Raw genomic sequence first — 11,942 nt, 5'->3', positions numbered from 1 at the left:
CAGAGATAGCGCTGATGTCCGGCAGTGCTTTTGCCGTTACGCACCACGCCTTCAGTAGCGGAGCAGGAAGGACATCTGATGGAAATGGAAGCCACGCAAGCACCTTAAAATCACCATCATACACTAAATCAGTAAGTTGGCAGCATTACCCGATTATAGAAACTGTTGCCATATTAGACTTATGGTGTTTAATATCAGGAGCTTAAAGAATTTATTGAAATGCTCGTTGGCGATTATCTCGCTAAAAAATGCTAGATAAGAAGCAAAGCTAAACCTGTTTTTCTCTAGATGTAGATGTGTTGAGTTTGCAACACTTAGGTAATCCCTTTATTTATTTTTTGAATAGAAATCATGGCTTTTGAATCGCCACAGATAATGTTTTTATTGCCCGGCAGGAATCCTTCTCCGGGATGTCTCTCTGGAGCTGAAAATGATGAATCGTATCTACCGGTTGGTCTGGAATGCCACACAACAGGCATGGGTTGTCGCCGGCGAGTTCTGCCGAACACATAAAAAAACAAAAATGCTCTTTTTTGAACGATACACTACACGTTTGCTACGCGCACTGTCGGGAATTTTCTCGCCGGTGGTACGCACCTCAGTGACTACTATCGCACTGGTGATGGCAAGTACTCATGGCGCTTGGGCTGTTACCTGCCCGGCTGACGTTAATGGGTCGTACCGTACAGGATGGATCAACGCTACCTATGGAGTGGGATGCAACGAAGTCCCCGCTACGACAGGATCACCGACAGTACTGAATAGCAACGCAAGCTGGTATGTCCTCGCCGGCAGTAATCTTACCGTCGGTGCCGATGTCATTACGATCGGAGCAACAAATATATCATACTTGGGCACCAACAGCTTCAGCTTAATCGGTAACCAGTACCTGACACACGGAAGCATCAACTTCACGGACGTGACTGCTACGCTGACCAACAGTGGCAGCGGCGGCGGCATCAAAGGCCTAAGCACACACAACACCGTGCCGATAAACGGGAACAACTTCACCCTAACAACGAATAGCAGTTACGTCGGCTTAAATTCGAGTGGAGGCGTTGGCTCTTACGCCATCCTCGCTGGCTCTTCGGTGGATTCAGGTGAAGCCATTGTTGCCAACAATGGCAAGTTTTCGACCATCACACTCAACAACGCAACCATCCGACAGAGCACTAGCGGTGGATTTACTATACCCGTGTTGAACGCAGGTCTGCGTGCTATCCAGGGCGCAAGTGGCAACTCTGGTAACGGCAGTTCGGGCAAGATTGAAATCAAGGGCACGCTGGACATGATACTCACTGGTGCGCGCATCGAAGGAATCTATGTCTCAGGGGCAGCGTCGGATAGTGAGGGGGCCGAAGCAATATCGCAGGTAGTTCTAAACAACACAACGCTCAAAATGGTGAAAAGTGGTACGCAGTCTTACGATAGCAGCGCAATCAAGATAGGCAAGTCCCGAACCGTCGGAAGCGGCAAAGGCCTCATCGTTTCCAACGGTGCATTGAATATCGACATGGACCCCAATTTTGGTGGTAGCTCGGCTTACATGAGCTCTGCCATCAAGATGGCTGTCAGCGGCTCGGAGCTGCAGGCTAACGAACCTAACAGCTCTACCTACATCAACGCCTCCCGCTCGGTCCTAGCCATCGGTATAGACGATTGGGGGACGAGCGTCGATTCGACAGGCATCAAAGCGAGCTTTGGCAACGCCACCATCAAGACCCAGTCGATTACCGCACCGTTACTACTAGTCGATAGTGGTCAGCAGGATGTGGGGGTTCTGTTTGATCGACACTCAAATCTCACTGCCGCGAGTGATGGTTATCTGGTCGACATCATCAAGTACCGGAACTCAACAACAGCCAGTTCGTTGAAGCTAACACTCGACAACGGCAGCACCATGACGGGGCTGACGAACAAGGCGTATGCCAACTCGACACTGAACATTAACCTGAACAACGGCTCGACTTGGAACCTCGCAGAGAAGGCGACAGGCACTGTGGCAACCTCGGCCTTCGATACGCTGGCAATGAACGGTGGCTCAACTCTGAACGGCACCACGCAGAGCACGTCACCGGCAAAGTTCATCCTCAAGGGCAACGTTACTTCTACCGGTTCGACTCTCAACCTCACGGATGGCAAAGTCGGCGACGTTCTCACCATCCAGGGCAGTTACGTGGGCAATAACGGGAATCTGTTTCTCGATACGGTATTAGGTGATGATTCCTCACCAACTGATAAGCTGGTCGTCAGCGGCAGTGCCACCGGCACGACCTATGTCAAAGTCACCAACGAAGGCGGAACAGGGGCCCGGACGCTGAACGGTATTGAACTCATTACCACCGGAAGTTCGACTGATGATGCGTTTGTACAGTCGGGTCGTATTGCGGCAGGTGCCTATGATTACTCTCTGGTGCGCGGTACTGGCAGCAACAGCAGTAACTGGTATCTGAGTAATACAACACCTACAACACGTACAACACCTACAACACCTACAACACCTACAACACCTACAACACCTACAACACCTACAACACCTACAACACCTACAACACCTACAACACCTACAACACCTACAGAGTCTCTGCTGCGTCCTGAAGGCGGCTCCTATGCGGCGAACCTGGCGGCGGCCAACAACCTGTTTACTACCCGTCTGCACGACCGTCTGGGTGAGACACAGTACACGGATGTTCTGACCGGTGAGAAGAAGGTGACCAGCATGTGGTTGCGCAACGAGGGTGGCCATACCCGTTCACGCGACAGCAGCGGTCAGCTCAGTACCCAGGCCAACCGTTACGTTGCCCAGCTCGGTGGGGACTTAGCGCAATGGAGCTCAGACGGCAGCGACCGCTACCACCTGGGTATCATGGGGGGGTATGGCTACAATAAGAGTAATACGCTTTCAAACCTCAGCGGTTACCATTCCCGTGGAGCGGTGGAAGGTTACAGCGCCGGTCTGTACGGTACCTGGTATCAGAACGATACGGACAAAACCGGGCTGTATGTGGACAGCTGGGCCCAGTACAGCTGGTTTAAGAACACCGTTAACGGCGAAGGTCTGAGCGGTGAGAAGTATGATTCAGAAGGCGTGACGGCGTCCATTGAGGGTGGCTACACCTTCCTTCTGGGACAGAACGCGGCCGGCACCCAGACGTACTTCATTCAGCCGAAAGCCCAGGTCACCTGGATGGGCGTGAAAGCTGACACGCATACGGAGTCTGACGGCACGGTGGTCTCCGGTGACGGTGACGGCAACGTACAGACCCGCCTGGGCGTGAAAGCATACATCAACGGTCACAGTAAGCTGGATGAGGGCAGAGACCGTACCTTCCAGCCGTTTGTGGAGGTGAACTGGGTGCATAACACGCAGGACTTTGGCAGCCAGCTGAACGGTGTCCTGGTGAAACAGGATGGCGCGGCGAGCATTGGCGAGATGAAGGTGGGTGTGGAGGGCCAGCTGAGCAAGCGCTTTGGTCTGTGGGGTAACGTGGCGCAGCAGGTGGGTGATAAGGGTTACAGCGACACGTCCGCGATGCTGGGGGGTAAATACAGCTTCTGACGTGACGGTCCATCGAATGACGGGAGGGCTTCGGCCCTCCTTTTTCAGGATGAGGTGCACACTCTGGTATGGGTGTCACCTGCCAGAAAAAGCATTGACCTTCGAGCGTATTTCGCCGATAAACAGGGAACCGCCTCATGAGCGGGTCTAAATGCTAACGTTTCTCTACATCCTTCCCGGTGCCTTTGCCGGGTTTTTTACATCTGTAGTCTCGTTTTCTGGAAAATATTCGTTTCCCTGTCATAATCATAGCAGGCAGCCATTTGCCGGGCGGCATCGGGTATGCCGTCAGATACCTGAAATTCCTGATAGTGTAGTTTTACGGGCGGCTCCGCCCGTTTTTTTTGTCTTCCCGGAAGGGGGCATTTAAAGTGGTGCTATGCATAATACGCAGGTTCGCTAACACCTGTGCAGGTGTTGTTATTAACCATAAGGCCTCTACGCGCACCGCTCAGAAGGCCTGAGAGCGTTTCAGCGGTACGCGTAGAGGCCTTATGGTAAATAGCCTATGCTAATGTCCGCTAAGAGCGAAAAACAGCCATAATTTAGTGCCACGTATATAATGATAGAGCTATTCAAGCTAGCAATTCACATGTAAAAATTCAGAGGGTAGAAGCACATAGTTATAAATGTTGGCTCCATCGACAAATTGCGGTCTCAAGTACATTTATTAATGTTGCCCCCGCATTAACAAATCATCAAGGTGACGACATGGACTGACCTGCCCCCACGATTAGATACAACACTCAGTTAGTAACGTCGGAATCTTCATTCTCAGAATGACCCTTTCTCCAGCCCGCTGCAAATTCAGACGGTGTCTGATAATTCAGCGTGGAGTGCGGGCGGCATTCGTTATAATCCTGCCGCCAGTCATTAATAATTTTCCTGGCATGAACGATATCGCTGAACCAGTGCTCATTCAAACATTCATCGCGAAATCGTCCGTTAAAGCTCTCAATAAATCCGTTCTGCGTTGGCTTGCCCGGCTGGATTGAGCGCAACTCGACACCATGCTCAAAGGCCCATTGATCCAGTGCACGGCAAGTGAACTCCGGCCCCTGGTCAGTTCTTATCGTCGCCGGATAGCCTCGAAACAGTGAAATGCTGTCCAGAATACGCGTGACCTGAACGCCTGAAATCCCAAAGGCAACAGTGACCGTCAGGCATTCCTTTGTGAAATCATCGACGCAGGTAAGACACTTGATCCTGCGACCGGTGGAAAGTGCGTCCATGACGAAATCCATCGACCAGGTCAGATTGGGCGCCGCCGGACGGAGCAGCGGCAGACGTTCTGTTGCCAGCCCTTTACGACGTCTTCTGTGTTTTACGCCCAGGCCACTGAGGTGATAAAGCCGGTACACGCGCTTATGATTAACATGAAGCCCTTCACGGCGCAGCAACTGCCAAATACGACGGTAGCCAAAACGCCTGCGCTCCAGTGCCAGCTCAGTGATGCGCCCTGATAAATGCGCATCAGCAGCCGGACGGTGAGCTTCATAGCGGCAGGTCGACAGGGATAAACCTGTAAGCCTGCAGGCACGACGTTGCGACAGACCGGTCGCATCATACATCAACATCACGGCTTCCCGCTTCTGGTCTGTCGTCAGTACTTTCGCCCAAGAGCCACCTGAAGCGCCTCTTTATCCAGCATGGCTTCGGCAAGCAGCTTCTTGAGTCTGGCGTTCTCTTCCTCAAGCGACTTCAGGCGCTTAACTTCAGGCACCTCCATACCGCCATACTTCTTACGCCAGGTGTAAAACGTGGCATCGGAAATGGCATGCTTGCGGCAGAGTTCACGGGCGGGTACCCCAGCTTCGGCTTCGCGGAGAATACTGATGATCTGTTCGTCGGAAAAACGCTTCTTCATGGGGATGTTCTCATGTGGCTTATGAAGACATTACTAACATCGGGGTGTACTAATCAACGGGGAGCAGGTCACATCAACTGGATTACCTGCTTCCAGTCGGTTTGTACACCAGCTTTAAGGGTCCCAAGATTAAGAATAGCAGTTCGAAGACTTTCGCATTTATCTAACGGAATAGGTTCACCATTCTGTTTACCTGTTTTCAGCCAGCTAACTAAGGATACGAAGTCAGCTTTAGCCGTCGCAACAAGTCCATTGATAACACGCTGCCTCGCTTCAAGCGTAAAGTGATTCGTTTTCGGCACTGGCAGACGATCATTTTTGTGCGCTATTGGTCTCTTCATAACGGATATCTCAGCTTGGCTCCATCAACGATAAATCCCATCTGGGTTCCTCACAGCCCCCTATCCTCTTACATATCATGTTTTAAGATAGTGATACCCGCTGCACCTTCAAAATATTGTTATATTTTGATCGCACAGATGGTTGTTCAACCTCCGCTTCTGTCACAGGGCGGAAGTGTCAAAATGGGAGAGGATCTGTGCCAAAGCTGTGTCAGGCCAAATCTAATATTTTATCTTCGATTCTGACCGGACAATTAACATTGAACAAAACGTTCTAAGGGTTGCGAAAATCGTTTCAAACGCTGAAGTTATATCCTGAATGGCGAGCGAAGCGAGTTCCGTCAAGCGAAGCGAAGACGGATAGTTAATGCTGGTTAAAAAATATACGGAAATGTACTGTTTTCTCTATATATAAAATATAAATATTATAAACAGTACATAGTACACAGACACTCACTACGTTCGTGTCCCTCGCTGCGCTCGGAATTTTGAAGTAATGTATGAATGTATCAGCATAGCAACTATAGTTGAACTATCATGCATCTGACCGAAGCATAAAGTTAACCAGGAACAAATCATGCCTTAAAACGCTCTGAGCGAGGCTTTAAGCGATTTTCATGATATGGGTAATGCGATTGCATACCTTGGAAAGAAAAACGCGCTACGGGCCTCCTGCGCGATATTTACGAATTCAGTACTTTGCTACTCAATTTTGATGTTGAGTACATGCGCGTTCCCTTCCCTGTTTGCGCTTTACCGCGTTCTTTTGCCAGGTAAGAAAGCCAGAATACCGGACCTTCGAGTGATGAAGGATGTTCACGATGAATGACGTAGTGATCGGGATAGTCTTTAGTGGCTTTAGCCAAGTTTACCAGCGTTGCTTTACCACCTGTCAGTTTCATCCAGATTTCCGTAATAATACCAGCGCTCCCTCTTTCTGGCGTTCCAAACCATCTTACCGAACGATGTGGAAGTGCAATCCAGCAATGGTAATGGGGTTGTGAAGCCTTTTCCTGTTCGCAAACCCAACCGTAAGCAAAATCGATAATAGGTTCCGATAAACCGTTATTCCCAGACCCTAGGCGGTCACGTAATCGTTTGAACAAGTTGCGTATGTATTTGTTACCTGCTTCAACAGAAGTGAACTCAGGGAGGTGGAGATCAAAACGGGTAAGGAACACTCGACTGTAGAGCTTCAGGATTGCGTTCAGTTCGTTGATTGTTGAAATAAGTATGTCATGACGAACACCAGAGCCGATTCTTGTGTTAATCCGGTATGCATGACCATCATGAACAAAGGAGTTGCCATTAATTGTTTTGTAACGTCCGTGTTCATGGTAGACGGTACGAAAACTTGTTGCCGATAAAACCGACGATTCGAATAGGGTTTGTGATTGTTGCATCATTGTTAAATTAACCTTTTTGTACTCAGAAAGAGATCACACCCCCTACATAGTTACTACCTAAAACCACGGTAAAACGATGGCATTTGCGATAGCGCAAAGCCGCCTTGCATCTGACGTTGGGGATGTTTTCGAGGAGAGAAATACTACGGAACAAAGTTTACGGAAATATTTATAATAACTCATTATCATATCAGAAGGAGTGAAAGGGGGCAACGGAAATCATGCCTTGATAAAAGAGGGATGATGATTGTGTGGGGTGTTGGTAACAACGGAGAAATTCAAAGGGATTTACAATCTTGTCTTTGGCTTCCTTCCGGCATACACAGTTGAGTGGGAGCTGTAATTTTCAACATTGCAGTAACCTGATTGTTCACAGTGTACATCGGCAAATATCAATTATACCCATTACACTTCAGTGAACACTGACGGCAACGTGATCGACTTCGTGGTGTTCGGGATCCTGCACGGCCTGTCGACTAAGTGGTATCTGGTCCCGGTCGTGGCGGCAATCTGGTTTGCGGTGTACTACGGGATCTTCCGCTTCGCCATCACCCGCTTTAACCTGAAAACGCCAGGACGCGATATCGATACGGCCACCAGCGTTGAACAGGCGGTTGCCGGTACCGTGGGCAAATCCGGCTATAACACCCCTGCCATTCTGGCGGCGCTGGGCGGTGCGGATAACATCACCTCGCTGGATAACTGCATTACCCGCCTGCGTTTGTCGGTGGCGGATATGTCAAAAGTGGATACCAACGCCCTCAAGGCCAACCGGGCCATCGGCGTGGTACAGTTAAACCAGCACAATTTGCAGGTGGTTATCGGCCCACAGGTACAGTCAGTGAAAGATGAGCTGGCGACCCTGATGCGAACAGTAGAAGCCTGATGCCTCCGCCCCCTCACCATGAGGGGGTTTTACGTTAAGGATTAAAGCATGTTTGATTTCTCAACCGTCGTGGATCGACACGGCACCTGGTGTACGCAGTGGGACTATGTCGCCGACCGCTTTGGCGCGGCGGATCTGCTGCCCTTCACCATCTCGGATATGGATTTCGCCACCGCCCCCTGCATAACCGACGCGCTGCAACAACGCATTCATCACGGCGTGTTTGGCTATAGCCGCTGGAAAAACGACGAGTTTCTCGCCGCCGTCGCACACTGGTTCCAGCAGCGCTTTAACACCCGAATTGATACCGAAAGCGTGGTTTATGGCCCCTCCGTCATCTACATGGTCTCGGAACTGATTCGCCTCTGGTCAAAACCCGACGACGGCGTGGTGGTTCACACCCCGGCATACGATGCCTTTTACAAAGCCATAGAGGGTAACGGGCGTCGTGTTGTGGCGGTTGAAATGGAAAAACAGGCCGCTGGCTGGCAGGGCAATATGGCAGCCCTCGAAGCGGCGCTGGCGAAACCGGAAAACAAAATTTTGCTGCTGTGCAGCCCGCAGAATCCGACCGGCAAGGTCTGGACGCGGGATGAATTGACGCAGATGGCGGAACTCTGCGAGCGCTATGACGTGGCGGTTATCAGCGATGAAATCCATATGGACATGGTGTGGGGAGAACATCGTCACACGCCGTGGACCGCAGTGGCGCGGAGCAAATGGGCGCTTCTGACTTCCGGCTCGAAAAGCTTTAACATTCCGGCGCTGACGGGGGCTTATGGCCTGATCGGCGATGAAGAGAGCCGTAACGGCTATCTCAGCGCGTTAAAAGGTCGGGACGGGCTCTCTTCCCCTTCCGTGCTGGCGCTAACGGCGCATATCACCGCCTATCAGCAAGGGGGCCCGTGGCTGGATACCCTGCGGGGTTATCTGGAAGAGAATCTGTTGTATATCGCTCAGGAAGTAAACCGCGCTTTTCCGAAACTCAACTGGCAGCCGCCGGAAGCGACCTATCTGGCCTGGCTCGATCTGCGTCCGCTGAATATTGACGATCGGGCGCTGCAAAAAGTGCTGATTGAGCAGCAAAAGGTCGCCATCATGCCGGGATATGCCTATGGAAAAGAGGGAAATGGCTTCGTACGCCTGAATGCAGGCTGCCCGCGCAGCAAGCTGGAGCAAGGGGTTCAACGCCTGATTGCTGGCATTAATACGCTTCTGTAATCAATTTGCGCAACGGAATATTCCCTTGCGCAAATAGCTTTTTACCCCGTTTTGTTTTTATAATATGGCGCACTTTAACCAGAAAAGAGTGCGACCATGATTGATACACGCCTGCCTTTAACTGATATTCATCGTCACCTTGACGGTAACATTCGTGCCCAAACCATCCTCGATCTTGGCCGCCAGTTCAATTTAACGCTTCCTGCTCAGACCCTTGAGTCCCTGATCCCTCACGTGCAGGTGACCTCTAATGAACCGGACCTGGTCAGCTTCCTGAGCAAACTCGACTGGGGCGTGAAAATGCTGGCGTCGCTGGATGCCTGCCGCCGCGTGGCGTTTGAGAACATCGAAGATGCCGCCCGCAACGGCCTGCACTACGTCGAGCTGCGCTTCTCGCCGGGCTACATGGCGATGACCCACAACCTGCCCGTTGCAGGCGTCGTGGAAGCCGTCATTGAAGGCGTCCGCGAAGGGTGTAAAACCTTCGACGTTCAGGCTCGCCTGATCGGCATCATGAGCCGTACCTTCGGTGAAGCCGCCTGCCTGCAGGAGCTGGAAGCGCTGCTGGCCCATCGAGATGCCATCACCGCCGTCGATCTCGCCGGTGACGAGCTGGGCTTCCCGGGCAGCCTGTTCCTCTCCCACTTCAACCGCGCGCGCGATGCCGGCTGGCACATTACCGTGCACGCGGGTGAAGCGGCTGGCCCGGAAAGCATCTGGCAGGCCATCCGCGAGCTGGGCGCCGAACGTATCGGTCACGGCGTGAAGGCGGTAGAAGACCGCGCCCTGATGGATTTCCTGGCGGAGCAGCGTATCGGGATTGAGTCGTGCCTGACGTCTAACATTCAGACCAGCACCGTAGCATCGCTGTCGCAGCACCCGCTGAAAACCTTCCTCGAGCACGGCGTGCTGGCCTCGCTGAATACGGACGATCCGGCGGTTCAGGGCGTGGATATCATTCACGAGTACAACATCGCCGCACCGCAGGCGGGTCTGAGCCGCGAGCAGATCCGTCAGGCGCAGATCAACGGGCTGGAGATCGCCTTCCTGACGCCTGCAGAGAAGCAGACGCTGCGGGATAAGGTGGCAACCGCGTAACCCCCTTTGCCGGGTGGCGGCTACGCCTTACCCGGCCTACAGCAACGTCAAAAACTTATGCCAGACAGAGCGTGGCGCGATGTTTGGCAGATTCGATCCCCAGCTCAATCAGCTCCATAATCTGTATCGCCTGGCTGGCCGGAACCGGATTCTCTCCCGTGCCGTTCAGCCCATCGCGGATAGCGGCATAATACGCCGGATAGTTACCCGGTATCGTCAGCAAGGTCTCCTCGACCAGCTCCTCGCCTTCCACCCGCGTGACGACGCCGTCGCGCATATCATAGCCCCAGTCTTCCTGCGGCAAACGTTCACCGTTTTTCAGCCTGTCTTCCTGCGGATCGAGACCAAACTTCACGTAGCTGCCGCGCGCGCCGTGAATAATGTAACGGGCAGATTCTGCCGCCGCGACCATCGTCCCGTGCAGCACAATTCGCCGCTGCGGGTAACTGAGCACCGCGTGGAAGTAATCGGTCGTCTGCGCACCGGGCCTGAGCTGGGCCAGATCGACCGTCATGCTCACCGGCAGGCCAAAGAGATTGACGGCCTGATCCAGCAGATGCGGGGCTAAATCATACCAGATACCGCTGCCAGGACCGGCCTGCTCGCGCCAGCGGTTTCGTACCTGCGGGCGAAAGCGGTCAAAGTGCGACTCAAAAAAGAGGATCTCCCCTAACGTACCTTCACTGAGAATCCGTTTTACCGTCAGAAAATCACTGTCCCAGCGGCGGTTGTGGAACACCGACAGCAGCCTGCCCAGACTCTTTGCCAGCGCATCCAGCTCGCGAGCCTGTGACAGCGTCACGGTAAAGGGCTTATCGACAACCACATGCTTCCCGGCTTCCAGCGCGGCCTTTGCCAGCGGAAAGTGGGTATCGTTCGGCGTGGGAATGACGATTAAATCAATGTTTGGATCGTTGAAAAGATGTTTTGGCTCGGAGACAACCGGCACAGAAGGCCAGTCTGCATGGACTTTAGCAGCGTCGCTGCTGGATACCGCCGCCAGCGCCATCCCCGGCGTCCCGGCAATCAGAGGCGCATGAAACGTTTTGCTCGCGTACCCGTAACCAATAAGCCCAACGCGGATATTATCACTCATAGTGTCATCCTCTTTTAAGTCGTTCTTATTTCACACTGGCTAGTCTGGCATTAGCACGGATTAATAATGTGCCGTATGACGTAAAATAGCAGGTTATACGGATTGTTTTTGTTACATAGTATTAACCTACTGATTTTGTTTAAGGGAACCGTTCCCAAAGCCCTTGCCGTCAGAGAAACGTCGCTGTAACATTTGCGCCCTGTCTTTATGGATAAAGTACAATTACACATCATGACGTCAATTATTAATCGAATCATTGAATTAGCGGGATGGATTGTCCTTGGGGTGTCGGTCATTTTGCTGGGCGTTGCCAGCCATATCGATAACTACCAGCCGCCGGAGCCTGTCACCGTCGCTCAACCTAAGTAACCGGTGGTAATGACTCCAACTTACTGATAGTGTTTTATGTTCAGATAATGCCCGATGACTTTGTCATGCAGCTCCACCGATTTTGAGAACGACAGTGAC

10 protein-coding genes and 1 pseudogene are annotated in these 11,942 nt (G+C 52.1%); 5 read left to right on the top strand and 6 right to left on the bottom strand.

Going from position 1 to position 11,942, the window contains the following annotated elements:
- The coding region (locus tag ACOTXF_RS23120) for an IS1 family transposase (RefSeq protein WP_001640293.1) at nucleotides 1-95 on the bottom strand (95 nt) is incomplete at its 3' end.
- A 335-nt stretch (nucleotides 96-430) separates the two neighbouring features.
- Here ACOTXF_RS23120 and ACOTXF_RS23115 point away from each other — a divergent pair.
- On the top strand, nucleotides 431-3,559 hold the full coding sequence (locus ACOTXF_RS23115; protein WP_128302275.1) for an autotransporter outer membrane beta-barrel domain-containing protein: 3,129 nt from the start codon (nucleotides 431-433) through the stop codon (nucleotides 3,557-3,559).
- A gap of 746 nt (nucleotides 3,560-4,305) precedes the next feature.
- Here ACOTXF_RS23115 and ACOTXF_RS23110 read toward each other — a convergent pair.
- The 3 genes from ACOTXF_RS23110 to ACOTXF_RS23100 all read right to left on the bottom strand — a co-directional run bounded on the left by ACOTXF_RS23110 (nucleotide 4,306) and on the right by ACOTXF_RS23100 (nucleotide 7,173).
- Nucleotides 4,306-5,426 (bottom strand): IS3-like element ISSen4 family transposase gene (locus ACOTXF_RS23110; RefSeq protein ID WP_087450780.1). Its coding sequence is split into 2 segments (ribosomal slippage): nucleotides 4,306-5,168 and nucleotides 5,168-5,426, totalling 1,122 coding nucleotides; the frame shifts between segments, so codons are not numbered across the junction.
- 68 nt (nucleotides 5,427-5,494) lie between these two features.
- The gene (locus ACOTXF_RS23105) at nucleotides 5,495-5,767 is read right to left on the bottom strand and encodes a hypothetical protein (RefSeq protein WP_044596735.1); all 273 of its coding nucleotides are present in this window, start codon (nucleotides 5,765-5,767) and stop codon (nucleotides 5,495-5,497) included.
- Nucleotides 5,768-6,450: 683 nt separating this feature from the next.
- Nucleotides 6,451-7,173: a YagK/YfjJ domain-containing protein gene (locus ACOTXF_RS23100; RefSeq protein ID WP_047721748.1), complete on the bottom strand. Its 723-nt coding sequence runs from the start codon at nucleotides 7,171-7,173 to the stop codon at nucleotides 6,451-6,453.
- 418 nt (nucleotides 7,174-7,591) lie between these two features.
- On the opposite strand from ACOTXF_RS23100, the pseudogene ACOTXF_RS23095 reads away from it, so the two are divergent.
- From ACOTXF_RS23095 to add, 3 genes and pseudogenes are all read left to right on the top strand, one after another.
- A pseudogene (locus tag ACOTXF_RS23095) lies at nucleotides 7,592-8,059 on the top strand (glucose PTS transporter subunit EIIB); the annotation flags it as partial.
- A 48-nt stretch (nucleotides 8,060-8,107) separates the two neighbouring features.
- Nucleotides 8,108-9,280 (top strand): MalY/PatB family protein, encoded by a 1,173-nt coding sequence (locus ACOTXF_RS23090; protein WP_047746999.1) that lies wholly within the window; start codon nucleotides 8,108-8,110, stop codon nucleotides 9,278-9,280.
- 96 nt (nucleotides 9,281-9,376) lie between these two features.
- Complete coding sequence (add, locus tag ACOTXF_RS23085; RefSeq protein ID WP_047746997.1) at nucleotides 9,377-10,378, top strand: adenosine deaminase; 1,002 nt, start codon at nucleotides 9,377-9,379, stop codon at nucleotides 10,376-10,378.
- Between the two features lie 55 nt (nucleotides 10,379-10,433).
- On the opposite strand, the gene ACOTXF_RS23080 is transcribed toward add, so the two are convergent.
- Nucleotides 10,434-11,474 carry an oxidoreductase gene (locus ACOTXF_RS23080; protein ID WP_232927113.1) on the bottom strand — a complete coding sequence of 347 codons (1,041 nt, stop codon included), beginning with the start codon at nucleotides 11,472-11,474 and terminating at the stop codon, nucleotides 10,434-10,436.
- A gap of 243 nt (nucleotides 11,475-11,717) precedes the next feature.
- Between ACOTXF_RS23080 and blr the strand changes: the two genes are divergently transcribed.
- The gene (blr, locus tag ACOTXF_RS23075; protein WP_168112406.1) at nucleotides 11,718-11,843 is read left to right on the top strand and encodes a division septum protein Blr; all 126 of its coding nucleotides are present in this window, start codon (nucleotides 11,718-11,720) and stop codon (nucleotides 11,841-11,843) included.
- 20 nt (nucleotides 11,844-11,863) lie between these two features.
- On the opposite strand, the gene ACOTXF_RS23070 is transcribed toward blr, so the two are convergent.
- Nucleotides 11,864-11,942: IS1 family transposase (locus tag ACOTXF_RS23070; protein ID WP_001401901.1), on the bottom strand; the 79-nt coding region annotated here is incomplete at its 5' end.

The organism is Enterobacter cloacae complex sp. IR53041, assembly GCF_049238285.1.
In the GTDB taxonomy this organism is placed as follows: Bacteria; Pseudomonadota; Gammaproteobacteria; order Enterobacterales; family Enterobacteriaceae; genus Enterobacter; species Enterobacter roggenkampii.
This window is presented reverse-complemented; position numbering and strand designations above follow the sequence as displayed.